This is a genomic window from Streptomyces sp. NPDC031365, from assembly GCF_055569765.1.
In genome coordinates, this window is sequence record NZ_JBVIIM010000017.1 from 137,840 (window position 1) to 162,833 (window position 24,994).

Consider the following 24,994-nt stretch of genomic DNA (forward strand, 5'->3'; position numbering starts at 1 on the left):
CGCCTGACGTACGACATGACTGTGGCCCGCCGCTACCCGGCGGGCCACAGTCATGTCGAGTGACCGGCCGACACGGGTGGTGCCGAAGGGCGATGCACCCCGGACTCATGTGATGAGCAGTCAAGTGATGTGACGGACACCTGCCCCGCTGCATGATCGCCACCTGCCTTCGGTCACTTGACGCAAGCACCGGCAATAGGTTGCATACGTTCTGTGATCGTGCACCCTGCTCCACCTTCCTGTTCCTCCGCGTCCCCTCGGACGTCACTTCGGGCAGGGGGCGCCGCGTCGTGGACCCGGTGATCATCGTCGGAGCGGGGCCCGTCGGGCTCACGCTCGCCCTGGCGCTGGCACGTCAGGAGGTGCCGTGCGTGGTCCTCGACGAAGGGCCGGGCAAGGACGAACCCCGTCCGGCGCGCACCGTCGTCCTGCGCGAGGACACCGCCGCGCTCCTCGAGCGGCTGACCGGCGTACCGCTCGCGCACGCCGGCGTCCGTTGGGCCGGATGGCGGTCGGTGCGGCGCAAGCAGGTGATGTGCGAGATCGCCTTCGGTGACGCCGATCCCGCTCCCCTGCACATCACCCAGCACGTCCTGACGGATGCCCTGCGCACGGCTCTGGCCGACGAGCGGCTCGTCAGGATCGCCGTGGACAGTCGGCTGGACACCATGGAGCAGGAACCCTCGGGGGTCACCGCCCGCACCCGCGGCTCGGCAGGCACCTGGTGGCGCGGCAGCTACCTGGTCGGCTGCGACGGGCCGCGCTCGACCGTGCGCAAGCTCCAGGACATCCGCTTCCCGGGCCGCACCGCGGTGGAGCGTCACGCCGTGGCCGCCCTGCGCACCGAACTTCCCTGGTACGACGAGGCACTGCTGCACCGGATGCCGCCGTGGCGTACGTCCGGTCCCTCCGCCGCGGAGATCACCGCGCGGCCGCTGCCGGACGGGGTGTGGCGTCTGGACTGGCTGCTTCCGCCGGGCAAGGACCTGGTCACCCCCGAACTGCTGCTGGCCCGGGTCCGGGAGACCCTGGCCGGCTGGGGCGGGGGTCCCACCCCGCCCTACGAGCTGCTGGACACCGGGGTCCACACCGTGCACCACCGGCTGGCCCGGCGCTGGCGGGCCGGCCGGGTGTTCCTCGCCGGGGACGCGGCCCACCTGCTCGGCACCCTGGGCACGCACGGGCTGGACGAAGGGCTCCGCGACGCGGACAACCTCGCCTGGAAGCTGGCGCTGGCCTGGCACCAGGGTCCGCACGAGGCGCTGCTCGACAGCTACCAGACCGAGCGCCGCGCGATCGTTGCCGCCCGGCTGCGCGCGGCCGACCAGGTGCTGCCGCTGCTGCGGGGCGGCGGAGGACTGCGTTCCTACGTTACCGGCTCCGCGCGGGGGCACGACACGCTGCTGGCGGACGGTCACCTGGGGCGGGGTGCACTGGGCGCTCCGGGGACGTATGCGAACTCACCGCTCACGCCCGGCCGGCTCGAGGGTGAGGCGCCGGTCGGGACGGCGCTCGGGGCCGCGGTGACCGATGTGCGGGTCACGGCGGAGGACGGCACCTTCGTCCGGCTGCGGGACCGGCTCGGCCGGGGCTCGCTGCTGGTGGTGCTGATCGCGCCCGGTACGGGCGTGTGGGAGCGCCGTCACTGGATGTCCGCCGGGATCATGCCCCGGCTGGCGGCGGCCGTCTCGGCACTGCCGCACCGGGCCGAGCTGCTGGTCGCCGAGAGCTACCCGGGGGCGGCGGCACACACCGTGCTGCTGGTACGCCCCGACGGCCACCTGGTGACGGCCCTGAGCGGGGTCCGCCCGGCGGATCTGTACACGGCGGCCGAGGCGGTGCTCGGCGGGCCCGGCGCGGCGGAAGCGGAGACGGAGACGGACGCCACGGAGGACGCCGGGGCGGCGTCGCGCTGAGGTTCCCGGGCGGCGCATCGCCGCGGTGCGCCGACCGTGGGCGCCACGGGTGCGGCGCCCACGCGAGAACGGTGGAATGGGGGGTGACCGCGACGGTCAGCTCGGCTCCGTACCGTGCGAGCGGGCGGAAGGCGTGGAGCTCGAGCCGGTCACCGGGCCGGTTTCGGCCCCGCCCGCGCTGCCCGTACCCGGTGTGGTGCCGCCGTGGTCACCGTGGTCGTCACGCGTGGCGAGCAGGGACCAGCCGATGGACACCGTGATGGTGACGACGATGACGCCGAGGGTGAGGGGGATGGGCAGCTTGCCCACGGGGGTTTCGGACAGGATCAGCTTGACGCCGGCGAAGGCGAGCAGTACCGCGAGCCCGTAGTGGAGGTAGGCGAAGCGGCGCAGCAGCCCGGCCAGGCAAAAGTACAGACTGCGCAGGCCGAGCACCGCGAAGGCGTTGGCGGTCCACACCAGGAAGGTGTTGGTGGTGATCGCGAGGATCGCAGCGACGGAATCGACGGCGAAGATCAGGTCGGTGGCCTCGATCGCGACCAGGGCGACGAACAGCAGGGTGGCCACCCGCCGCCCGTTGATCTTCGTGAAGAACCGGCCACCGTGGAACGCCGGGTCGGTGGGAATGATCTTCTTCACCAGGCGGACGACGATGTTGCGGTCGGGATGGACTTCCTCGTCCTTGGAGACGGCCATCTTGTAGCCGGTCCAGATGAGGAACGCACCGAACAGGTAGGCGGTCCAGAAGAAGAGTTGCAGCAGTTCGGCGCCGACGAAGATGAACACCAGCCGGAACACCAGAGCGCCGATGACACCCCAGAACAGGATTTTGTGCTGGTAGGCGTCGGGCACTGCGAAGAACGAGAAGACCAGGGCGAAGACGAAGACGTTGTCGATCGACAGTGCCTTTTCGATCAGGTATCCGGCGTAGTAGGTGGAGGACACCTCTCCGCCCTGCCACGCGAGCAGGACCAGGCCGAAGGCCAGGCCGATCGCGATCCACACCCCGGACCAGACGGCCGCTTCCCTGAACCCGATCACATGGTTGTCGCGGTGGGCGATCAGATCGACGGCCAGCATGACGGCGATGACGAGCGAGACCGCGGCCCACACCCATAGCGGGACGGTGAACGACAGATCATTCATGGGACATCGAGTTCCTCGGGCGGAGTCGGAGGGCCGAGAGGGCGGGCGGGCGGCGCTGGTCCGAGGTCCACACGGTGCGCACCTCGGTGGGCGGCAGATCCACAGGCAGGTGCCGGCCTCCGCGGCGGGCGCCGTCCGAGTAGGCGGGCGGGACGGCGCGGACCAAGGGGCAGCCACGCGGGGCGGAGCCCTGGCACGTGACGGACGGCGGGGATGTGGCCGGCACCGGCGCTGCGAAGCCCGGGCAGGGGCGCCCGGTCCGCGTGCGCGTCCGCGCGGGAGGGGTCCGCCGGCTTCCGCCGACCGGGGCGCCGACCAGCAGCACCGGTGCGTTGCGGGCGGCGGCCAGGCGGACCGCCGCGTCCACCGGCGAGATCGTCGGGCCGGTTGGTGACCAGCGCGGTGACCGGGTGCGGCAGGGAGACGGACAGCGCCGGGGCGGCGGTCGCGGCGGGACCGGTCCGGGTGCGGACGGACATCGAAAACCCCCTTCAACGGGGATGAGGGGAACATCGGGCGATATGTCCATCCTCACCCGATCCCCCGAAACCTGTCAAAAGTTACGCGAAAAAATTTTCGTCAATTGTGGGACGCGAAACGATGTCGGTCAGGCGAAGTCCGCTTCGTAAGATGAAGGCCATGAGCCGGCCCTCCTCCACACGTGGCGACCAGTGGACGTTTCTGACCAATCACGCCCGCGTCCTGATCGCCCTCGCCCAGGACCCCGACGTGCGACTCCGGGACGTCGCCGAGCACATCGGCATCACCGAACGCGCCGTACAGCTGATCGTCGCCGACCTCGAAGCGGCCGGCTATCTCACGCGCACACGCGTCGGCCGCCGCAACCGGTACACGATCGACCCCACCGTCGCCCTGCGCCACCCCACCGAGGCAGGCCACCCCGTCGGCGACCTGCTGGCGACCTTCATCCACCGCGAGGACACTCCGGCATCCGGCTCCGGACGCACCGCGCCGTAAGGCGCCCGGCACCGACGTCAGACGAAGGAACGCGGGGCGGTCAGCGGCACCCAGGGCGCAGGCGGAGCCGCATGGACGAACGGGCCACCCCGGATCGCCGCCGCCTCCATCACCGTGTTCGCGTCGAGCCCCGCCGGTCCGCTGCGGGAGACCACCAGGCATGAGCAGCGGTGGGTGATGGCCGCGTCCAGCAGGACCTTCGCCGCGCACAACCGGCCGCCCCGCCCTGCGGGACGGTGACAGACGGCCGGCTCGTACCCGATCCCCGCGCGGGCCAGGCGTGGAAGAGCACGCCCCAGCACCGCGCGAACCGTCACGCCGTCCGGCGCTGCCGGTACGGCTCGTGGCAGCGGTGGTGGCAGTACGGCGATCAGCAGCAGCGGTGCGCCGCGCGCGGCGGCGAGCCGGGCAGCCGCGTCCACCACAGGGACGTCGTCGAGACGGTCGGCCAGCACTGCGGCCACAGGGCTCGGAGGGCGTGAACGACCCGGCGTGGAGACGGTGTTCGCGGCGGGCGAGGAGGACGGGCCGATGAGAATCATGATCGTCACGCCTTCCGGGCGAGGGAGGAAAGGGCACTTCCAGGGTCCCCTCCCCCGGAAAAGCACGTCAATAGTTACGCGAAATATTTTTCACGTAATCGGGATCGCATAATTGTCCGACACGGATCAGCCGGCGACAGGTCGCACCAGTCCGGCTGGTACATAAGTGGCATAAGTGACACAAGTGGCGGAACCCCGCATTGCTTCGCAGAATGGATCGGGCGTCACGAGTCCGTGGCGCCGACTGCGGCAGCACGCGACGCACGAACAGCCGCCGGACGGGTGACCGGCCGGTGGGAGGGCTGCTGGGGATCGTCGAACCTCGTCGCGCGCTGCATTCGAGAGCCACTCGTCCGGAAGCCGGGCCCCGCGTATGACCGGGCCCCCACGAAGGGAGTTCCGATGACGAACCAGCGCAGCAGGAAGATAGCCTCCGCCACCGCAGGTGCCTGCGTACTGTCCCTCGCCGTGGCCGTCCCCGCCTCCGCGCAGAGCACGGAGCAGGAGAACGGCAAGGCGTCCGTGTCCGTGTTCCACGGCGTCCCCGGCCTCACCGTCGACGTGTACGCCAACGGGAACGAACTGCTTCCCGACTTCAAGCCCGGCACCCTGACCGAGCCCCAGTCCCTGGACCCGGGCACCTACGACATCGAAGTCTTCCCCGACGGCGAGGGCCCCGACGGCGATCCCGCCATCCAGAAGAACGTCGATGTCCCTGCCGGGGCGAACGCCACCCTCGCGGCCCACCTCGACGCGCAGGGCAACCCCACACTCACCGCGTTCGTCAACGACACCTCGGAGGTCCCGGCCGGTCAGTCACGGCTGACCGTCCGTCACGTGGCCGCCGCACCCGCCGTGGACGTCCGCGCGGGCGGCGAGCCGGTCATCGAAGGGCTGACCAACCCGGACGGGAAGTCGCTCGAGGTCCCCGCCGGCACGGTGAACGCCGACGTCGTCCTGGCCGGGACCGACACCGTGGCCATCGGCCCCGCCGACCTCGACCTCGCCGAGGGCGCCAACACGGTCGTCTATGCCTGGGGCAGCGCCGAGGACGAGAACCTTGCGCTGAAGACACAGACGATCAGCGGCATGGACTCCGCGCCGAATGGCGTCGACGCCGGTGAGAGCGGTGCCATGGCCGCCGACAACGAGTCCGCCACCGTCTGGCTCGCCTGGGGCACCGCGGGTGCCGTCGCGGTCGCCGGTCTGCTGGCCGCCCGTCGCCTGCGCTCCCGGAGCGACTGAAGGTCATGCGTTCCTCCGCGAGGAGCGGACGGCCCTCCGCGGCGGCCGTCGGGGCCGCCGCGGTCGTCGCCGTCGCCCTGGCGGCGCTGCTGATCTGGTCGCTGTGGCCGTCCGGCGCCTCGGTGCCGTCGGACTTCGGCGCCCGGCCACGGGCCCAGGAACCCGTGGCCGGAACCTCGTTCGGGGTGCACGACGACAACGCGCCGGGCACAGAAACGTCCGGCCCCGCACCCGACCCCATGGCACTGCGCATCCCAGGAGTCTCCCTGGACGCCCGGGTCAAGGGTGTCGGTGTCGAGGAGGACGGCACGGTGGAGATCCCCCACAACGCGGGGCAGGTCGGCTGGTACCGCTTCGGCCCCGCGCCGGGAACCCCCGCCGGTTCCGCCGTCCTGATCGGCCACGTGGACGACCGCACCGGCGACCTGGGCGCGTTCGCCAAGCTGTACGGGGTCCGGAAGGGCGACAAGATCACCGTCGCCCGCAAGGACGCGTCTCCCGTCCGGTACGAGGTGACGGCCCGCGAGGTGGTCGACAAGGACAGGCTCCCCGACGAGGTGTTCCGGCGCCACGGACGGCCGGTCCTGACCCTGGTCACCTGCGCGCCCCCGTACGACCGCGCACGCGGTGGCTATCAGCGGAACCTGCTGGTGTACGCCGTCCCCACCGGGGAGCGCTAGGTGTATCGCCCTGTGAGGCTGGGACGGGACCGCGTACTCCCGCCGTGTCACACAGGTTCGTCGCCGGGGAAGTCCGTGTCCTCGCCCTCTTCTTCCAGCGCCTGCCGGACCACGCGCAGGGCCAGGCCCTCGGGGTAGCCCTTGCGTGCGAGCATGCCCGCGAGGCGGCGGAGGCGCTTGTCGCGGTCGAGTCCTCGGGTCGCTCGCAGCTTGCGGGCGACCAGTTCGCGCGCGGTCTCCTCCTCCTGCTCGGAGTCGAGCCGGGAGACGGCCGCGTCGATCAGTACGGGGTCGACGCCCTTGGTGCGCAGTTCCCGGGCGAGCGCGCGCCGGGCCAGTCCCCGGCCGTGGTGCCGGGACTCCACCCAGGCGTCTGCGAAGGCGCTGTCGTTGATCAGTCCGACCTCCTCGAACCGGGACAGCACCTCCTGCGCGGCCTCGTCCGGGATCTCCCGCTCGCGCAGCGCGTCGGCGAGTTGCTTCCGGGTGCGCGGGGTCCCGGTGAGCAGACGCAGACAGATGGCCCGCGCCCGCTCGACCGGGTCCCCCGGAGGTCCCTCCCGCTCCGCCCCCGGCGAGGAAGAGGCGCCCCCGTTCGCCGCGGCCGCCTCGCCGAAGGTCCGGCTCGTGCGTCCGCGTCCACCGCGCGGCCCGCCGTCACGCGAGCCGCCCGCCCGTGCGCCACCGCCGCGCCGCCGGTCGCTGCCGGAGTCCGCGTCCTGGAGGCCACCCGCGCCCGTGCTGTCGTCGTACGCGTCACCGCCTCCGGTGCCCCTCCCCCGTGGGGCACCGAACGTGTCGGAGTCGTACTCGGCCCAGTCGGTTCGTCGGGTCACGGGTCAGCTCTTGGCCGCCGCGGCCTTGGACTTGGGTGCCTTGGCCGCCGGGACCGGTACCGCGGCCGGCCCGGCCGGAGCGGTTCCCGTGGTGTTCGCGCCCTGCTCGGCGGCGGGCTCCTCGGGCTGCACACCGACGCCCAGCTTCTTCAGGATCTTCTTCTCGATCTCGTTGGCGAGGTCGGGGTTGTCCTTCAGGAAGTTACGGGCGTTCTCCTTGCCCTGGCCGAGCTGGTCGCCCTCGTACGTGTACCAGGCGCCGGCCTTGCGGACGAAGCCGTGCTCCACGCCCATGTCGATCAGGCCGCCCTCGCGGCTGATGCCCTGGCCGTAGAGGATGTCGAACTCGGCCTGCTTGAAGGGGGGCGCCACCTTGTTCTTGACGACCTTGACGCGCGTGCGGTTGCCGACCGCGTCGGTTCCGTCCTTGAGGGTCTCGATGCGCCGGATGTCGAGGCGCACCGAGGCGTAGAACTTGAGCGCGCGTCCACCGGTCGTGGTCTCCGGGGAGCCGAACATCACGCCGATCTTCTCGCGGAGCTGGTTGATGAAGATCGCGGTGGTCTTGGACTGGTTGAGCGCGCTGGTGATCTTGCGCAGGGCCTGGCTCATCAGTCGGGCCTGCAGACCCACGTGGCTGTCGCCCATCTCGCCCTCGATCTCCGCGCGCGGGACGAGCGCCGCGACGGAGTCGATGACGATGAGGTCGAGGGCACCGGAGCGGACCAGCATGTCCACGATCTCCAGGGCCTGCTCGCCGTTGTCCGGCTGGGACAGGATCAGGTTGTCGATGTCGACGCCGAGCTTCTTCGCGTACTCGGGGTCGAGGGCGTGCTCCGCGTCCACGAAGGCGACCTGGCCGCCGGACTTCTGCGCGTTCGCCACCGCATGCAGGGTCAGGGTCGTCTTACCGGAGGATTCCGGTCCGTAGACCTCCACCACACGGCCGCGCGGCAGACCGCCGACGCCGAGGGCCACGTCGAGCGCGGTCGACCCGGTCGGGATGACCTCGATGGGCTCGTTCGTCCGGTCACCCATGCGCATGACCGCGCCCTTGCCGAATTGCCGTTCAATTTGTGCGAGCGCGGCGTCGAGCGCCTTCTCGCGGTCGGTTCCTGCCATGGGTTCCACCCGGTTTGCTTGAGTCGATCGCTTCACGTCAAAGACGCTAACGCCTGCCACTGACAACGCGCCCCGACGCACGTCCGGCCTGTGGATAACGCGGATGCATTTCGGTCTCAACCGGAACAGAACACCCGCTGTTGAGCCTCACCGGCACCCCCATAAGAATGGATGTTCGATTTTCGTGTCAAGTCGCGCCACGCGGAGCCCACGGGGTGCGGCTGCCCTCAGGGGGCTCCGGTGTCGCTGCTCCGGGGGCGCGCCACGCCCGGCCGGCGGATCCACAGACGGCGGGCGCTCCCGAGCGCCCGCGGGCCGCCGGGGCCGCGGTGACCGTGCACACGAGGGTCATCCGTGACGTCGTACCGCTTCACATACGCACCGAGGAACGCCTGGAGGGTGGCGATGGCGGGGATGGCGATCAGCGCGCCGACGGCGCCGAGCAGGGCGGTGCCCGCGACGACCGAGCCGAAGGCGACCGCCGGATGGATGTCGACGGTCTTGGAGGTCAGCTTGGGCTGCAGCACGTAGTTCTCGAACTGCTGGTAGATCACCACGAAGATCAGCACCCACAGCGCGTACCAGGGGTCGACCGTGAAGGCGATCAGCATGGGCAGCGCGCCCGCGAGGTAGGTGCCGATGGTGGGGATGAACTGCGACACCAGGCCCACCCACACGGCCAGTACGGGTGCGTAGGGCACCTCGAGGAACTCCAGCAGGACGTAGTGGGACAGGCCGGAGGCGAGTGCCATCAGCCCGCGCGAGTACAGATAGCCGCCGGTCTTGTTCACGGCTATCTCCCACGCGCGCAGCACTTCGGCCTGCCGCGCGGGCGGCAGCAGGGAGCAGACGGTGCGCCGGAGTCGGGGGCCGTCGGCGGCGAAGTAGAACGAGAACAGGGCGATGGTCAGCAGTTGGAAGAGACCGCCGAGAACCTGGGTGGAGACGTCCAGCACGCCGGTGGCGCTGTTCTGGACGTAGTTGCGCAGCCAGTCGGAGCGCAGCAGACCCTCCTGGATGTCCACCCGTCGCAGCTCGGTGTGGAAGTGGGTGTTGATCCAGTTGATCACGGAGTCGAGGTAGTTGGGGAAATCCTCGACGATCTTGACGATCTGCCCCGCGAGCATGGACCCGAGCAGCGTGACGAAGCCCGCCGACACGACCAGGATGCCCAGGAAGACGAGGAAGGTGCCCAGGCCCCGGCGCACCCCGCGCGCCGCCATCCAGCTCACCGCGGGCTCGACGGCGAGTGCCAGGAAGAACGCGATGAGGATATTGATCAGCAGGCCGGTGAGCTGGTGGAAGGCCCAGCTGCCCAGCTGGAACACGGCGACCAGCGCGAGAGCGAGCACCATGGCACGCGGCAGCCAGCGCGGCATACGGGCGCCCGGCCCGGGCATGGGGGCCGACGGAGGCCCGGCGGACGGTGGCGCGCCGGGCGTGGTGGGATGCTGGGCCGCCGGCCCGGTCTCTTCGGTGGATGCCACGGCTCAAGTCTCGCCCACGCCGACCGCGGCAGTCCGGCCCCGGGGTATCTCTGTGACGATCAGCGCTTCTCCCGGGGAACGTCCATCACCGTGCAGACAACCTGCCAGACGTCCTTGGCGCTCCATCCGGCCGCCAGCGCCTCGCACACGGTGCGCCCGCCGAGCTCGGCCATGACATGGTCGCGCGCGAAGGTGTCGGCGTAGCCCGCGCCGAAGTGCTCCGCCATCCGCTCCCAGAAGACCGTCAACCGCATGCCCTCAGTATCCCGCCTGTGGGGGTGACCCCTGGCCACCGCGCCTCACGGCGTCACTTTCCGCCTACCGTCGGTCCCATGGCCGACACCGGAGCTGCCCCACTGCCGCCGACATCCCCGCCGCACGGTGCGCTCGCGCGGGCGGAGCGGTTCGTCTGGCTCACCGCGCGGGTGCTCGAACAGCATCTTTTCGCCCATCACTTCCGCGGCGGCGGAACCGCTCCGGTGGAGAGAGCGCTGGACGCCTACCGCAACGAGGACGGCGGATACGGCCACGCGCTGGAGCCCGACCTGCGCGGTCCGGTCAGCCAGCCGCTGCACACCGCACTGGCCCTGCGGGTGATGGACGCCGTGGGAAACTGCGCCGGCCGGCGCGCGGAGGACGTGTGCCGCTATCTGACGTCCGTTTCGACAGCGGACGGCGCGCTTCCGGCGGTCCGTCCCGGTCAGCGCGGTTACCCGGCGGCGCCCTTCTTGCCGGTCGTGGACGACCCGCCCGGCGAACTGCTGGCCACCGGGCCGGTGGTGGGACTGTTGCACCGCAACGCGGTGTGGCACGCCTGGCTGTTCCGTGCCACGGACTTCTGCTGGCAGTCCGTGGAGTCGCTGGAGAAGTCGCACCCCTACGAGATCGAGGCCGCCCTGGCCTTCCTGGACCACGTGCCGGACCACGCCCGCGCGAAGGCCGCCGCAGAGCGGCTGGGCCGCCTGGTGCGCGAGCAGCGGCTCGCGGCCCTCGACCCGGACGACCTGGATGCCCACCCGGTCGCCCCCGGATACGCCCCGGGCGAACACCACTTCCCGCACGACTACGCGCGGACGCCGCGCTCCCTGGCCCGCGCGTGGTTCACCGACGAGGAGATGGCACGCTCCCTGGACTTCCTGGCGACCGGGCAGCAGAAAGACGGCGGCTGGCCCATCCGCTGGCGGCAGTGGGCGCCGGGTCCCTCCCTGGAGGCCCGTCCGATGGTGACGATCGAGGCCCTGCGCACCCTGGTGGCGTACGGCCGTCCCGTCGACTGAATGGACATCCGCGTTGCGTCTCCGCGGCCAGGAGAAGGACTGCCGCGCACGCAACGGGATGCGATGCGGCCCGGGGCGTGGCCGCCGGCGGGGGCGTGACCGCTGACCGGGGGTGGGTTTCGCCCGCCCGCGCTCGCGGGTTGCCGCCGCGCCCTCCGTGCCGCCCTGGGGCCCCTCCCAGGCCCCTTGAGGCACCCTGAGTCGCTGAGGGAGGCACGACCACGACTGCCCGGGGCTGCGGCGGTGACGCCTACAGCACCGGGCCCTCGCGGGCCGCCCCCCGCACACCGGTGCCGACACGTCTTCGTGCGGCACCGCCGGGCACCCGTCCGGGCACCCTCTCACCCGCCCAGTGCCCGCACCCCCGCCGTCACGACGACGGCTGCTCCGACGACGAGCAGGAACGGGGCGCGCAGGATCAGCGCCACGGCCGCGGCCGCCAGTCCTGCCGCGCGGGCGTCCAGTACCAGCAGCCGGCCGTCGGAGAAGGTCTGCTGAGCGGTCAGGGCGGCGAGCAGGGCGACCGGCACGAGCGCGGCAAGCTGCCTGACGAGAGGCCGCTCCAGGACCCCGGCGGGCACCAGCAGCCCCGCGAGTTTCACGGCGTAACAGCCGAGGACGGTCACACCGATCGCGATCCAGATGTTCAACGGTCCTCCTCCGGTACGTCCCCGCGCGAAGCGCCCCTGCGGCCCCGCGCCCACAGGACGGCCGGTGCCGCGAGCGCGGCCACCAGGACCGGCACTCCGGCCGGCAGGACGGGCAGCAGACCGAGCCCCAGGAGCACGGCGAGCCCGGCGACGGCCCGCTCGGTGCCGGTCCGCAGCATCGGGGCGAGCAGCGCCAGAAAGACGGCGGGACCGGCCGCGTCGAGCCCCCACGCGTCGGTGTCCCCGATCGCCTCCGCGCCCAGCGCGCCGAGCAGCGTGGTGAGGTTCCACAGGAGGTACAGGCTGAGCCCGGTCACCACGAACCCGATGCGTGCGCTGCGCCGGGTGGGCTGGGCGAGCGACACCGCGGCCGTCTCGTCGATGACCCACTGCGCGGCGAACGGACGCACCGCGCGGGGCAGCGCCAGCAACTGCGACAGACGCAGCCCGTAGAAGGCGTTGCGCACTCCCAGGAAGAACGCGCCCGCGGCGGCGGTGAACGGGCCGCCACCGGCGGCCAGCGCCCCCACCAGGGCGAACTGGGAGGCGCCGGTGAACACCAGCAGGCTGAGCGCACAGGTCTGGAGCAGGGTGAGTCCACTGCCCGCCGAGGTCACGCCGAAGGCGAACCCGGAGAGTCCGACGGCGATCCCGACGCCGAGGGCGTCCCGCACGACGGCGCCGTCCGGCTTTCCTCCCGCGTCGTCCCGTAGGTCCGCGCGTGCTGCTGTCCGTTCCGCTGCCACGCCCCGGACGGTACGGAAGGGTCGCCACCCGCGTCTTGTACGTTCTTGCGCTCGCGCTGGTAGGCGCCCGGCGGTACGCCGACGATCCGGCCGAAGTGCCGGTTCAGGTGCGGCTGGTCGGTGAACCCGACGGCGAGGGCCACCTGCGACGGGGCCGTCCCCGCGTCCAGCAGCCGCCGCGCCCGCCGCACCCGCGCGTCGGTGAGCCAGGTGTGCGGCGGCATCCCGTAGGTGTCACGGAACGCGCGCAGCAGGGCGAACGGGCTGGTGCCGAGCTCGGCGGCCAGCCGCTCCAGCGTCGGCGGCCCGGCCATCCGTTCCTCCAGCGCCGCACGCGCGCGTGCGGCGATCCGGGCCCCCGCCGTGCGCACCTCGCGTCGCGGCAGCGTCCCGCCGTTCGACCGCAGCAGCCGGGTCACCGCGACCCGGAGCAGGGTGTCGGCGGCGAGCGCGTTGCCCTCGTCGGTGGCCCGCAGCACCTGGTGCACCAGATGGACCGCGTACGGGTCGTCGAGGACGGGCGTCACGAACCCGGGTGCGCCGCGCAGCGTGGTGGTCTCGGCCGCGATCGCGGCCACCACCTCCGGCGACGGGTACACCGCCCCGTACCGCCAGCCGTCGGGAACGCCCGCCCGGCCGGTGTGCGGGGTGTCCGGGTTCACCAGCGCGAGGGACCCGGGACCGGCGTACTGGTCGCCGCCGCCGTGGTGGAAGACCTCCACGCCGTCGGCGATGGCGGCGATCACGAAGTGCTCGTGGGTGTGCCGGACGAACGCCTTCCGTATGTAGCGGGCACGCAGCAGATCGACACCGGGCAGTTCGTCGTACCGCCAGTGCCGCGCACGCTCCTTGCGCGTTTCCGCCATACGGCCATTGTCACGCAGCTCGGACCGCCCGTGCCCGGGCCTCCCACCCTCCGCGGTCCGGCCCGATTGTCAGTGGCCGGGTGCACGATGGACGCATGGTCAGCGATCCGCACCGAGCCCTGGACGGCTTCTCCCCCGCGACCCGCGGCTGGTTCACGGGGGCGTTCTCCGCGCCCACCGCCGCGCAGGCCGGCGCGTGGCAGGCCATCGGGGAGGGCTCGGACGTGCTGGTGGTCGCCCCCACCGGCTCCGGGAAGACCCTGGCGGCCTTCCTCGCCGCTTTGGATCAGCTGGCCTCCGCGGCGCCGCCCGCCGACCCCAAGAAGCGCTGCCGTGTGCTGTATGTCTCACCGTTGAAGGCCCTGGCCGTCGACGTCGAGCGCAACCTCCGCAGCCCGTTGACCGGGATCCGCCAGGAATCCGTGCGCCTGGGTCTGCCCGAGCCCGAGGTGAAGGTCGGCATCCGCTCCGGCGACACCCCGCCCGCCGAGCGCCGCGCCCTGGCCACCCGGCCACCGGACATCCTGATCACCACCCCGGAGTCGTTGTTCCTGATGCTCACGTCGGCCACGCGCGACGCGCTGACGGGCGTGGAGACGGTGATCCTGGACGAGGTGCACGCGGTCGCGGGCACCAAGCGCGGCGCGCATCTCGCGCTCACGCTGGAGCGGCTGGACGAGCTGCTGCCCCGCCCGGCCCGCCGCATCGGCCTCTCGGCGACCGTGCGCCCGGTGGACGAGGTCGCCCGGTTCCTCTCCCCGCGCCGCAAGGTGGAGATCGTGCAGCCGGAGTCGGGCAAGGAGTTCGACCTGTCCGTGGTGGTGCCGGTCGAGGACCTGGGTGAGCTGGGCGGTTCACCGGTCGCCGACGGCTCGGAGGGTGCCGAGCGCCCGTCGATCTGGCCGCACGTCGAGGAGCGGATCACCGACCTCGTGCAGTCGCACCGCTCGACCATCGTGTTCGCGAACTCCCGTCGTCTCGCCGAGCGCCTGTGCAACCGGCTCAACGAGATCGCCTACGAGCGGGCCACCGGGGAGCCGCTGGACGAGCACCACTCCCCCGCCGACCTCATGGGCGGTTCCGGGGCCGCCCAGGGGGCGCCCGCGGTCATCGCGCGTGCGCACCACGGCTCGGTGTCCAAGGAGCAGCGGGCCCTGGTCGAGGAGGACCTCAAGGCGGGCCGGCTGCCCGCGGTGGTCGCCACCTCGAGCCTGGAGCTGGGCATCGACATGGGCGCCGTCGACCTGGTGATCCAGGTCGAGTCGCCGCCGTCGGTCGCCTCCGGGCTCCAGCGCGTCGGCCGCGCGGGGCACCAGGTGGGCGCGGTCTCCACGGGCGTGGTGTTTCCGAAGTACCGGGGCGACCTGGTGCAGTCGGCCGTGGTCACCGAGCGGATGCGCACCGGAGCCATCGAGTCCCTGAGGGTCCCCGCCAACCCGCTCGACGTCCTGGCCCAGCAGATCGTCGCCATGACCGCCATGGACACCTGGCAGCTCGACGACCTGCTCGCCCTGGTCCGCCGCGCGGCGCCCTTCGCCTCCCTGCCCGATTCGGCGTTCACGGCCGTCCTGGACATGCTCGCCGGCCGCTACCCGTCCGACGCCTTCGCGGAGCTGCGTCCGCGCGTGGTGTGGGACCGGGTCACGGGCGAGATCACCGGCCGGCCCGGTGCCCAGCGCCTGGCCGTCACCTCCGGGGGCACGATCCCCGACCGGGGCCTCTTCGGGGTGTTCCTGGCGGGCGCCGACCCCAAGAAGGGCGGCGGCCGGGTCGGCGAGCTGGACGAGGAGATGGTCTACGAGTCCCGCGTCGGCGATGTCTTCACGCTCGGCACCAGTTCCTGGCGCATCGAGGACATCACGCGCGACCGCGTCCTGGTCTCCCCGGCGCCCGGGGTGCCTGGCCGGCTGCCGTTCTGGAAGGGCGACCAGCTGGGCCGGCCGCTGGAACTGGGCCGCGCGGTGGGTGCCTTCCTGCGCGAGGTGGGCGCGCTGACCAAGGACGATGCCCGGCTGCGGCTCCTCGCGGCAGGGCTGGATGCCTGGGCGGCGGACAACGTCCTGTCCTACCTCGACGAGCAGCGCGAGGCCTGCGGTCACGTCCCCGACGACCGCACCATCGTCGTCGAGCGCTTCCGCGACGAGCTCGGCGACTGGCGGGTCGTCGTGCACTCCCCGTTCGGTGCCCAGGTGCACGCCCCGTGGGCGCTCGCGCTCGGGGCCCGCCTCTCCGAGCGGTACGGCATGGACGCCCAGGTGATGCACGCCGACGACGGCATCGTGCTGCGGCTGCCGGACGCCGACCTGATGAGCCTCGACCTGCTCGACCAGGACCCGGCGAAGACCGGTACCGAATACGACGCGGACCGGGCCCCCGTGGGTGCCGCCGACGTCGTCTTCGACAAGGGAGAGGTCGACCAGGTCGTCACCGACCAGGTGGGCGGCTCGGCGCTGTTCGCGTCCCGGTTTCGCGAGTGCGCCGCCCGCGCGCTGCTACTGCCTCGCCGCAGCCCCGGCCGGCGCACCCCGCTGTGGCAGCAACGTCAGCGCGCCTCCCAGCTGCTCCAGGTGGCGGGGGAGTTCGGCTCGTTCCCGATCGTCCTGGAAGCGGTGCGCGAATGCCTCCAGGACGTCTTCGACGTACCCGGACTCGTCGAGCTGATGGGCGACCTGGAGTCCCGCAAGGTGCGCCTGGTGGAGGTCACCACACCCGAGCCGTCCCCCTTCGCCCGTTCCCTCCTCTTCGGATACGTCGCCCAGTTCCTGTACGAGGGCGACTCCCCACTCGCCGAGCGCCGCGCCGCCGCCCTGTCCCTGGACTCACGGCTGCTCGCCGAGCTCCTCGGCCAGGCGGAGCTGCGCGAACTGCTCGACGCCGAGGTGCTGACCGAGCTGGAGCGCGAGCTGCAGTGGCTCACCGAGGACCGGCGTGCCAAGGACACGGAGGGCGTGGCCGACCTGCTGCGGCTGCTGGGCCCGCTCACCGATGCCGAACTCGCCGAGCGCGGCGCCGAGCCGCAGTGGGCGCGGGAACTCGCCTCCGCGCGGCGCGCCCTCCGGGTGCGGGTGGCCGGCGCCGACCACTGGTCGGCGATCGAGGACGCCGGCCGGCTGCGCGACGCGCTGGGCACGGCGCTGCCGGTCGGTGTGCCGGAGGCGTTCACCGAACCCGTCAAGGACCCGCTCGGCGACCTCCTCGCACGCTACGCGCGCACCCACGGTCCGTTCACATCGGCCACGGCAGCGGCCCGCTTCGGACTGGGCGTGGCCGTCACCGAGGGCGCCCTGCAGCGCCTCTCGGCGGCGGGCAGGGTCGTACAGGGCGAGTTCCATCCGGCCGGCATCGGACAGGAGTGGTGCGACGCGACCGTGCTGCGCAGGCTGCGCCGCCGTTCCCTGGCCGCGCTGCGGCACGAGCTGGAGCCGGTACCGCCTGCCTCGCTCGCCCAGTTCCTCCCCCAGTGGCAGCACATCGGCAAGGGACACACCCTGCGGGGCATCGACGGTCTGGTCCGCGCCGTCGAGCAGGTGCAGGGCGCGACCGTGCCCGCGTCCGCGCTGGAGAAGCTGGTCCTGCCGTCCCGGGTGGCGAACTACGCCCCGGCGATGCTCGACGAGCTCACGGCCGCCGGAGAGGTCGTGTGGGCCGGTGCCGGTTCACTCCCCGGGAAGGACGGCTGGGTCTCCCTCTACCTCGCGGACGCTGCCCCACTGCTCCTGCCGCCCCCGCATCCCCTGGAGCTCACCGCGCTCCACCAGTCCGTCCTGGGCACCCTCACCGGCGGTTACGGCCTGTTCTTCCGCCAGATCGCCGACCAGGTCCGGGCCACCACCCACCCCGAGGCCGGCGATCCCCAGCTGGCCGACGCCCTGTGGGACCTCGCCTGGTCCGGACGGCTCACCAACGACACGCTCGCCCCCATGCGCTCCCTGCTGGGTTCCGGCCGCACCGCGGGCTCCACGGCCCACCGCGCCAAGCGCTCGGTCCCGCGCGGACGCTACGGTTCGCTCACGGCGGCCGCGCGCACCGCATCCCGCACCGGCCCGCCGACCGTCGCGGGCCGCTGGTCCCTGCTCCCGGACCGGGACGCCGACCCGACGGTCCGCGCGCACGCGCTGGCCCGCACCCTGCTCGACCGGCACGGTGTGGTGACCCGGGGCGCGGTCGCCGCGGAAGGCGTCGAGGGCGGCTTTTCAGCGACGTACCGCGTGCTGTCCGCCTTCGAGGAGACCGGGCAGGCCCGTCGCGGCTATGTCGTGGAGGGCTTGGGCGCCGCCCAGTTCGCGATGGACGGGGCCGTGGACCGCCTCCGCGCGGCGGCCAACGCCCGTGAGCGCGGCGACGGCTTCCCGGCCTCAGGCGCGCCGGGCCCCTTCGGCGGCGGGCCCGACCCCTTCGCGGCCCCACCGGGCTTCGACGGCTCCCCCGGCCCGGAGGAGACGCCGTACCCCCGCCTGTCGCCGGGCGACTACGTCTCCCCCCGCGACCTGGCCGTACAGCCCTCGCCTCCGTGGCAGAACGGCGGCGGAGGTGCGTCCTACGATCCCTTCGCCGGCCGTCGCACCGGCGCGGACCGCTCGGCACGCGCCGTCGTCCTCGCCGCCGCCGACCCGGCGAACGCGTACGGTGCCGCGCTGAGCTGGCCCGAGCCCCCGACCGGTGCCGGGCACAAGCCCGGCCGCAAGGCAGGCTCCCTGGTGGTGCTCGTGGACGGCGAGCTCACGCTCTACATGGAGCGCGGTGGCAAGACGCTGCTGGCCTGGCCCGCGGCATCCGATGCCGAACCCGCCGAGGATCCCCGTCTCACGGCTGCCGCCGAAGCCCTCGCCGCCGCCGCCCGCGCGGGCTCCCTCGGCACGGTCACCGTGGAGCGCGTCAACGGCGCCTCCGCGTTGACATCTCCGCTGGGCGCCCTCCTGGAGACCGCGGGCTTCGTGGCCACACCCCGGGGCCTGCGGCTGCGCGCCTGACCGGCCCGCCCACCACTGCGCCCCGTCCTCACCCCCGAGCCCTCTCCGCACCCGCTGGCGGCACGCCCCCACGGCCCGCAACCCCTGCTGCCCGTGGGGAACCCTCCCGAGAACCGGGCCACCCGCCGGGGAACGCCCGCGCCCGACGCGACCGACCCCGCCCGGCCCGACGTGCCACCCTTGACACATGCCCGAAGGAGACACGGTCTGGCAGGCCGCGCGACGGCTGCACGACGCCCTCGCGGGAAAGGTGCTGACCCGCAGCGACCTCCGGGTGCCCCGGTTCGCCACGGCCGACCTCACCGGCCGCACGGTGCTGGACGTCACCCCACGCGGCAAGCATCTCCTGACCCGCCTCGAAGGCGGCCTGACCCTGCACTCGCACCTGAGGATGGACGGCTCCTGGAGGGTGTACTCCGACGGGCAGCGCTGGAACGGCGGCCCCGCCCACCAGATCCGCGCGATCCTCGGCAGCGCCGACCGCAGCGCCGTCGGCTACCGGCTGCCCGTACTGGAACTGGTGCGTACCGCCGACGAGGACCGCGCGGTCGGCCATCTCGGACCCGACCTCCTGGGCCCTGACTGGAACCCCGGCCTGGCGCTGGCCAACCTGGCGAAGGACCCGTCCCGCCCGCTCGGCGAGGCCCTCCTCGACCAGCGCAACCTCGCCGGTATCGGCAATGTCTACAAGAGCGAGCTCTGCTTCCTGCTCGGCATCACCCCCTGGCTCCCCGTGGGTGAACTGTCCGCCGACCGCACCGCGAAGCTTCCGGAGCTCGCCAGGAAGCTGCTGGAGTTCAATCGCGAACGCCCGATCCGCAGCACGACGGGCCGCCGCGGCCAGGACCTCTTCGTGTACGGCCGTGCCCGCCGCCCCTGCCTGCGCTGCCAAACCCCGATCCGCCTCGCGGACCAGGGCGACGGCTCCCGTGAACGCCCCACGTACTGGTGCCCTACCTGCCAGCCGGGCCCGGCCCCCGGACGATCGCAGGGCGCCTTCCCCCGCTGACCGCGTACGGCACGAAGCGAACCGGCAGCCCGTCAGCTCTGCGCCCCTACCGTGCGCCGGAGCGCCAGGCCCTGCGCCAGCGCCCCGCCGCGAGTGCCCCTTCCGCCCGCGCCTTGGGCATGCAGCGCACAGGCAGCACGCTGAGCCCCCAGCCGCCGGCCGCGACCGCTCCTTCCAGCGCACCGGCGTCGGGCGCCAGCATCAGGCGTGCCACCGCCCACCACCACAGCGCCCCGAACCCCAGCACGGCCCACCGGTGCACGGCCCGCCCCGGCGTCACCATCCCTGGGCCGCCTCCCGAAGAGTCTGCGGCCCGCAAGGGCACGTCACCCGTTCTCGGCCTGGAACATCCAGTGCTGCTTCTCGAGGTCCCCGGTGATCGTGATGAGGAGGTCCTGGCTCACCGGATCCGGTTCCCCGGTCGACATGACCCGCTCACGCATCCGGGTGATCACCGCGCCGAGCGCGTCGACCATCGCGCCCACCGCGGTGGAGTCGTCGACCCAGCCCTCGGGCGTCACACCGATCCCGCTGCCGACGGCCACCGTCGCGGCACGCCCGTCGGGAGAGACACCGAGGGCCGCGGCTCGCTCGGCGACGGTGTCGGAGTGCGCACGCGCCAGGGACACGACCTCGTCGAGCTGGAGATGCACCGAGCGGAAGCGCGGCCCGACCACGTTCCAGTGGATCTGCTTCGCCACCAGGGCGAGATCCACCAGGTCGGCCAGAGCGCCCTGCAGCGCCTCGGACACGGTCTTCAGGTTCTCGTCGGACAACGGGCTCTTCACGACGTACATCCGCACCTCCGTGGCTGACCCCCGCCTCGTCCCTCAACGATGACGGTCCCGCGCCGCACCGGCAAACGCACACGGGCACGGAACGGCCCGCACATGCGAAAACCCCGGCGGCACCCTCCCGGATCTTCCGGACGGGCCCCTACCGGGGCATCCCACACTTCACACCGCGCAGGCGACGAACACCATGCTCACGCGGCGACGACGTCCACCGCCTCGGCGGGCGCCTTGATGGTCACCCGTTCCGGTGGCACACCGGCCACCGACACGGAACCCAGCATCGGGCGAACCGACGTGGGTACGGGCTGGCTGGGGGTCGCTGCAGCAGACTGGGCCAGCTCGGCGAGGGCGAGCTCGTCGCTCACTTCCCGCATGAGCTCGGACATCCGTACGTCCAGCGCGTCGCAGATGGCGGAGAGCAGCTCGGAGGAAGCCTCCTTCTGCCCCCGCTCCACCTCGGATAGATAGCCGAGTGAGACTCGGGCGGACGAGGAGACTTCGCGCAGAGTACGGCCCTGGCGCTGGCGCTGCCGACGCAGCACGTCACCCAGCAGGCGACGGAGCAGAATCATCGGTGGCTCCCTCCTCGGACCGCGTAGCCGCATCCTTCTCGCCCCACCGTACCGCCTCGCGCCGCGGCCGTGCGGGGAGCGATGTCGTGTTCACTCAGGGCTGCAAACATCAAAACCCCCCGTTCCGTTCCGTATCCTGTGCCCGCTCATTCCCGGTGTGTTCGCCCGCAAGCTCCGTCAGAAGCAGTGCGAGTACGCTCCGTACACTCTCCATACGAATTTCCGCGCGGTCGCCGTTCAACCGCAGATGCTCCACTTTTCCGCCACCGGCGGAACGGGAGCCCGCCCCGCGGGGTCCGGCCACGGCCACGAACACGGTTCCGACGTCCTGTCCGTCCTGCCGGTCGGGACCGGCGACGCCGGTGGTGGCGATGCCCCAGTCGGCGCCCAGTGCCTCGCGGACGCCGGCCGCCATCTGGGCCGCCACCTGCGGATCCACCGCTCCCCTCTGCGCCAGCAGAGTGGCGTCCACGCCGAGCAGCCGGTGCTTCAGTTCGGTGGCGTAGGCCGTCACCGAACCTCGGAAGGCCTTGGACGCCCCGGGTACCGAGGTGATCTCGGCCGCCACCAGGCCACCGGTCAGCGACTCGGCGACGGCGAGCGTTCCGCCGTTCACGGTGAGTAGTCGCACCACTTCGGTGGCCGTGGAACTCACGCTTCCGTCTCCTCCAACGCCGCCTTGCGCTCGGCGATTCCCTGTCTGCGGAGCACGATGGCCTGCTTCACATAGTCGAGTCCGGTCGCCACGGTCAGCAGGACCGCCGCCGCCATCACCCACCACCGCAGCGTCGCCAGCCATCCCGTCAGCGCCAGTACGTACATGCCGACGGCGATGCCCTGGGTGAGGGTCTTGAGCTTGCCCCCCCGGCTGGCCGGGATGACGCCGTAGCGAAGGACGAGGAAACGCAGCAGGGTGATGCCGAGTTCCCGGCCGAGGATGACTCCGGTGACCCACCACGGCAGATCGCCCAGTGCGGAGAGACAGATCAGCGCCGCTCCCATGATCGCCTTGTCGGCGATGGGGTCGGCGATCTTACCGAAGTCGGTGACGAGGTTGTAGGTGCGCGCCAGATGACCGTCGAACAGGTCGGTGATCATGGCGACGGCGAAGGCCGCCCAGGCGAACGACCGCCACGCCGGATCGTACCCGCCCTCGGCGAGCATCAGCATCACGAACGCCGGCACCAGGAGCAGCCGGAGCATGGTCAGCAGATTGGCGACATTCCAGACGCTGGCCTGGTTGACGGCCGCTGCCGCGATCTTCCCGCCGCGGGCCGGCTTCGCACCGTCCCCGGCGTCGACGCCGTCGTCGGACGAGGCGGCCGGAGCCACACCTTCACCGTGCGACGGGGCGCTTCCCCGGCCACGGCCGGCCAGGTCACGTCGTGCCGGACCGCCACCGGACGATCCCGGAGCCGCGCCCCGGCCCACCCGCGCGGCCGCGCGGCCCGAGACAGAGCCCGGCGTGCCCTTGGGTACGGCGCCCGCCGCCTTCCTCGCGCCGGAGGGGCCGCCTGCCGCCGATGCCGGAAGACCCGTCATCTGCCCGCCTCCTCACTCCACGCGAGCGAACCCTGGAACAGCGGCTCGGCCACCAGGTCGACACCTTCCGTGCCGACCACCTTCGCCTCGACCATACGGCCGGCGCTCAGACCCTCGCCGCTCGTGAGCAGCACCTGGCCGTCCGTCTCGGGAGCCTGGTGCGCCGCCCGGCCGTACACACCCTCCTCCTCGTCCACGGACTCCACCAGCACGTGCACGGTCTCGCCGACCCGCTCCTCGGCGCGCTGCGAGACCAGTTCCTCGGCCATCCGGGAGATCCGGGCCAGCCGCTCGGCGACGACGTCCTCGTCGAGCTTGCGGTCGTACGTCGCCGCCTCGGTGCCCTCCTCGTCGGAGTAGCCGAAGACGCCGATGGCGTCCAGCCGCGCGTGGTTCAGGAACCGCTCCAGCTCGGCGAGGTCGGCCGGGGACTCGCCGGGGAAGCCGACGATGAAGTTGGAGCGCACGCCGGCCTGGGGCGCCTTGCTCCGGATGGTGTCGAGCAGTTCCAGGAACCGGTCGGTGTCGCCGAACCGCCGCATCGCGCGCAGCACGTCGGGCGCGGAGTGCTGGAAGGACAGGTCGAAGTAGGGGGCGATCTTCGGGGTGGAGGTCAGTACGTCGATCAGACCGGGCCGCATCTCGGCCGGCTGGAGGTAGCTGACCCGCACCCGCTCGATGCCGTCGACCTCGGCGAGCTCGGGCAGCAGGGACTCCAGCAGGCGGATGTCGCCCAGGTCCTTGCCGTAGGAGGTGTTGTTCTCGGAGACCAGCATGATCTCCTTCACGCCCTGCTCGGCCAGCCACCGGGTCTCGTTCAGCACGTCGCTGGGCCGGCGTGAGATGAAGGAGCCGCGGAAGGACGGGATGGCGCAGAAGGAGCAGCGCCGGTCACAGCCGGAGGCGAGCTTCACCGAGGCGACCGGCGCGCCGTCCAGCCGGCGGCGCAGGGGAGCCCGGGGGCCGGAGGCCGGGGCAAGGCCGTCGGGCAGGTCCACCGGGCCGTGGCCCGGAAGCGCGACGGAGGCGGCGGAGTCCTGCCGCTCAGCCGGGCTGATCGGCAGCAGCTTGCGTCGGTCGCGCGGGGTGTGGGAGGCGTGGATGCCGCCGTTCAGAATGGTCTGGAGGCGGTCGGAGATGTCGGTGTAGTCGTCGAAGCCGAGCACCCCGTCGGCCTCGGGAAGGGCCTCGGCGAGCTCATTGCCGTACCGCTCGGCCATGCAGCCCACGGCCACGACGGCCTGCGTTCTCCCGTGCCCCTTGAGGTCGTTGGCCTCCAGGAGGGCGTCGACGGAGTCCTTCTTGGCGGCCTCGACGAATCCACAGGTGTTGACGACGGCCACGTCGGCGTCCTCGGCGTCCTCCACGAGCTGCCAGCCGTCCGCCTCCAAACGGCCTGCGAGCTCCTCCGAGTCCACCTCGTTACGGGCGCAGCCAAGGGTGACAAGTGCGACGGTACGGCGTTCAGGCATGGACTCAAGACTACTTCGTCCTACCGACACCCCACGTCGACGGGGTTGGCCGATCTTGGCCGACCCCGTCGCCGATGCGCCCCGCGGGGCCGTTCATCCGGCCTGCGGGTCGCCCTTGGTGTAGGTCAGGCGCTCGACCGCGCCCGGCTGCCAGTCGTCCTCGATCTTCTTGCCGTTCACGAACAGGTCGATCGCGCCGGCGTCACCGAGAACCAGATTGACCTTGGAACTGTCCTGGAACGTCTTGGAGTCGCCCTGTTTGAGCAGTCCGTCGAACAGCAGCCGCCCGCTGTGGTCCTTGGCGGAGATCCAACTGCGTCCGTCGGCGGCCGTGACCTGGACGGTCACCTTGTCCTGCGGTGCGGCGGCGATGGCGCTGTCCGACGGTTCCGGCGTGGGCGCGGCAGGCTTTTCGGACTTGGGCGTCGGCGAGGTCGACTTGCTGGGGGTGGCACCGTCGGCGACGTTCGCCTTGCCACCCTCTTCGTCGCCCTTGACCATGGTGAACCCGACGAAGCCGATCACGACGACGATCGCGGCGACCATGGCGGCGGTCCAGTTGGGTCCGCGCCGCTCCGGCCGGATGCGTTCCGCCTCGAAGAGGGGGGCCGCCGGGGTCGGGGCAGGGCGGCCACCGCCGTGCTCCTCCTCGTACTGGGTGATCAGTGGGGCCGGATCGAGGTGCACGGCCTTGGCCAGGGTTCGGATGTGCCCGCGTGCGTAGACGTCACCGCCGCAGGGCGTGAAGTCGTCCGCTTCGATGGCGTGCACGATGGCGATCCGGACACGGGTGGCGGTACTGACGTCGTCTACGGTGAGCCCGGCGGCGATGCGCGCCTGCTGCAGCGCTCGGCCGACGGAGACGGAAGGGCGGACTTCCTCGGAAACGTCTTCGAACGGACGCTCGTCTTCAGGGGAGTTGCCGTTGGACACGGGGGCGCCTTTCGAGCGTGTAGCCGCCTGTGCTGGAGGTTCAGTCTAGGAGGGGTACGAGAGGGTGGGGCAACCGGGCGGTCGGACTTTGTACGCCATCGGAATGGCCCGACATCCCGATGGTGGACCTGCGCTTGTATCGCTTCGCTCAACTTGACGTACGCCGAGGGGAAACAGTTGCTCGATGATCCCTAACGGGTGGGTCACGATC

General features: G+C 72.1%; 23 protein-coding genes. 7 read left to right on the forward strand and 16 right to left on the reverse strand.

The window, feature by feature from the left end; all coding sequences use genetic code 11:
* Positions 1-290: 290 nt before the first annotated feature.
* Positions 291-1,916: an FAD-dependent monooxygenase gene (locus ACZ5C2_RS24200; RefSeq protein WP_468794518.1), complete on the forward strand. Its 1,626-nt coding sequence runs from the start codon at positions 291-293 to the stop codon at positions 1,914-1,916.
* 96 nt (positions 1,917-2,012) lie between these two features.
* Here ACZ5C2_RS24200 and ACZ5C2_RS24205 read toward each other — a convergent pair whose 3' ends face one another.
* Positions 2,013-3,062 (reverse strand): TerC family protein, encoded by a 1,050-nt coding sequence (locus ACZ5C2_RS24205; protein WP_468794521.1) that lies wholly within the window; start codon positions 3,060-3,062, stop codon positions 2,013-2,015.
* A 639-nt stretch (positions 3,063-3,701) separates the two neighbouring features.
* Between ACZ5C2_RS24205 and ACZ5C2_RS24210 the strand changes: the two genes are divergently transcribed.
* Positions 3,702-4,040 (forward strand): helix-turn-helix transcriptional regulator, encoded by a 339-nt coding sequence (locus ACZ5C2_RS24210; protein WP_468794524.1) that lies wholly within the window; start codon positions 3,702-3,704, stop codon positions 4,038-4,040.
* A 17-nt stretch (positions 4,041-4,057) separates the two neighbouring features.
* On the opposite strand, the gene ACZ5C2_RS24215 is transcribed toward ACZ5C2_RS24210, so the two are convergent.
* Positions 4,058-4,582, reverse strand: coding sequence for a universal stress protein (locus tag ACZ5C2_RS24215; protein WP_468794604.1), 525 nt, complete (start codon positions 4,580-4,582; stop codon positions 4,058-4,060).
* Between the two features lie 402 nt (positions 4,583-4,984).
* On the opposite strand from ACZ5C2_RS24215, the gene ACZ5C2_RS24220 reads away from it, so the two are divergent.
* Both ACZ5C2_RS24220 and ACZ5C2_RS24225 read left to right on the forward strand, forming a co-directional pair.
* Positions 4,985-5,827, forward strand: a complete 843-nt coding sequence (locus ACZ5C2_RS24220; protein WP_468794527.1) for a DUF4397 domain-containing protein — start codon at positions 4,985-4,987, stop codon at positions 5,825-5,827.
* A gap of 5 nt (positions 5,828-5,832) precedes the next feature.
* Positions 5,833-6,507 carry a class F sortase gene (locus ACZ5C2_RS24225; protein WP_468794530.1) on the forward strand — a complete coding sequence of 225 codons (675 nt, stop codon included), beginning with the start codon at positions 5,833-5,835 and terminating at the stop codon, positions 6,505-6,507.
* A gap of 47 nt (positions 6,508-6,554) precedes the next feature.
* Here ACZ5C2_RS24225 and recX read toward each other — a convergent pair whose 3' ends face one another.
* The 4 genes from recX to ACZ5C2_RS24245 form a co-directional block, all read right to left on the reverse strand.
* A complete protein-coding gene (recX, locus tag ACZ5C2_RS24230; protein ID WP_468794533.1) occupies positions 6,555-7,343 on the reverse strand; it encodes a recombination regulator RecX in 789 nt (262 codons plus the stop codon).
* 3 nt (positions 7,344-7,346) lie between these two features.
* Entirely contained in the window at positions 7,347-8,465 is a 1,119-nt protein-coding gene (recA, locus tag ACZ5C2_RS24235) for a recombinase RecA (protein WP_468794536.1), read from the reverse strand.
* 227 nt (positions 8,466-8,692) lie between these two features.
* Positions 8,693-9,952, reverse strand: coding sequence for an AI-2E family transporter (locus ACZ5C2_RS24240; protein WP_468794539.1), 1,260 nt, complete (start codon positions 9,950-9,952; stop codon positions 8,693-8,695).
* A 59-nt stretch (positions 9,953-10,011) separates the two neighbouring features.
* On the reverse strand, positions 10,012-10,206 hold the full coding sequence (locus tag ACZ5C2_RS24245; RefSeq protein ID WP_468794542.1) for a DUF3046 domain-containing protein: 195 nt from the start codon (positions 10,204-10,206) through the stop codon (positions 10,012-10,014).
* Positions 10,207-10,284: 78 nt separating this feature from the next.
* On the opposite strand from ACZ5C2_RS24245, the gene ACZ5C2_RS24250 reads away from it, so the two are divergent.
* Positions 10,285-11,229, forward strand: coding sequence for a hypothetical protein (locus ACZ5C2_RS24250; RefSeq protein WP_468794545.1), 945 nt, complete (start codon positions 10,285-10,287; stop codon positions 11,227-11,229).
* Between the two features lie 341 nt (positions 11,230-11,570).
* Here the strand turns inward: ACZ5C2_RS24250 and ACZ5C2_RS24255 are convergent, their stop codons facing one another.
* From ACZ5C2_RS24255 to ACZ5C2_RS24265, 3 genes are read right to left on the reverse strand one after another with little or no spacing between them, the layout of a single operon-like run.
* On the reverse strand, positions 11,571-11,879 hold the full coding sequence (locus ACZ5C2_RS24255) for an AzlD domain-containing protein (RefSeq protein ID WP_468794548.1): 309 nt from the start codon (positions 11,877-11,879) through the stop codon (positions 11,571-11,573).
* Positions 11,876-12,553, reverse strand: coding sequence for an AzlC family ABC transporter permease (locus tag ACZ5C2_RS24260; protein ID WP_468794551.1), 678 nt, complete (start codon positions 12,551-12,553; stop codon positions 11,876-11,878). Before ACZ5C2_RS24260 ends, ACZ5C2_RS24255 begins: the two co-directional genes overlap by 4 nt.
* Positions 12,493-13,491, reverse strand: a complete 999-nt coding sequence (locus tag ACZ5C2_RS24265) for an AraC family transcriptional regulator (protein WP_468794554.1) — start codon at positions 13,489-13,491, stop codon at positions 12,493-12,495. The genes ACZ5C2_RS24260 and ACZ5C2_RS24265 overlap by 61 nt, the downstream gene beginning before the upstream one ends.
* A 95-nt stretch (positions 13,492-13,586) precedes the next feature.
* On the opposite strand from ACZ5C2_RS24265, the gene ACZ5C2_RS24270 reads away from it, so the two are divergent.
* Together ACZ5C2_RS24270 and ACZ5C2_RS24275 are read left to right on the forward strand one after the other, a co-directional pair.
* The gene (locus ACZ5C2_RS24270) at positions 13,587-18,461 is read left to right on the forward strand and encodes an ATP-dependent helicase (RefSeq protein ID WP_468794557.1); all 4,875 of its coding nucleotides are present in this window, start codon (positions 13,587-13,589) and stop codon (positions 18,459-18,461) included.
* Between the two features lie 187 nt (positions 18,462-18,648).
* Positions 18,649-19,470 (forward strand): Fpg/Nei family DNA glycosylase, encoded by an 822-nt coding sequence (locus tag ACZ5C2_RS24275; protein ID WP_468794560.1) that lies wholly within the window; start codon positions 18,649-18,651, stop codon positions 19,468-19,470.
* 46 nt (positions 19,471-19,516) lie between these two features.
* Here ACZ5C2_RS24275 and ACZ5C2_RS24280 read toward each other — a convergent pair whose 3' ends face one another.
* From ACZ5C2_RS24280 to ACZ5C2_RS24310, 7 genes are all read right to left on the reverse strand, one after another.
* Positions 19,517-19,753 carry a hypothetical protein gene (locus tag ACZ5C2_RS24280; RefSeq protein ID WP_468794563.1) on the reverse strand — a complete coding sequence of 79 codons (237 nt, stop codon included), beginning with the start codon at positions 19,751-19,753 and terminating at the stop codon, positions 19,517-19,519.
* A 43-nt stretch (positions 19,754-19,796) separates the two neighbouring features.
* Positions 19,797-20,267 (reverse strand): Dps family protein, encoded by a 471-nt coding sequence (locus tag ACZ5C2_RS24285; protein WP_468794566.1) that lies wholly within the window; start codon positions 20,265-20,267, stop codon positions 19,797-19,799.
* 188 nt (positions 20,268-20,455) lie between these two features.
* Positions 20,456-20,836, reverse strand: coding sequence for a helix-turn-helix domain-containing protein (locus tag ACZ5C2_RS24290; protein ID WP_266821377.1), 381 nt, complete (start codon positions 20,834-20,836; stop codon positions 20,456-20,458).
* Between the two features lie 109 nt (positions 20,837-20,945).
* Complete coding sequence (locus ACZ5C2_RS24295; protein ID WP_468794570.1) at positions 20,946-21,491, reverse strand: CinA family protein; 546 nt, start codon at positions 21,489-21,491, stop codon at positions 20,946-20,948.
* Positions 21,488-22,378 (reverse strand): CDP-diacylglycerol--glycerol-3-phosphate 3-phosphatidyltransferase, encoded by an 891-nt coding sequence (gene pgsA / locus ACZ5C2_RS24300; RefSeq protein WP_468794573.1) that lies wholly within the window; start codon positions 22,376-22,378, stop codon positions 21,488-21,490. Before pgsA ends, ACZ5C2_RS24295 begins: the two co-directional genes overlap by 4 nt.
* Positions 22,375-23,850 (reverse strand): 30S ribosomal protein S12 methylthiotransferase RimO, encoded by a 1,476-nt coding sequence (gene rimO / locus ACZ5C2_RS24305; RefSeq protein ID WP_468794576.1) that lies wholly within the window; start codon positions 23,848-23,850, stop codon positions 22,375-22,377. The genes pgsA and rimO overlap by 4 nt, the downstream gene beginning before the upstream one ends.
* Before the next feature lie 93 nt (positions 23,851-23,943).
* On the reverse strand, positions 23,944-24,783 hold the full coding sequence (locus ACZ5C2_RS24310) for a helix-turn-helix domain-containing protein (protein ID WP_468794579.1): 840 nt from the start codon (positions 24,781-24,783) through the stop codon (positions 23,944-23,946).
* Positions 24,784-24,994: the final 211 nt, after the last annotated feature.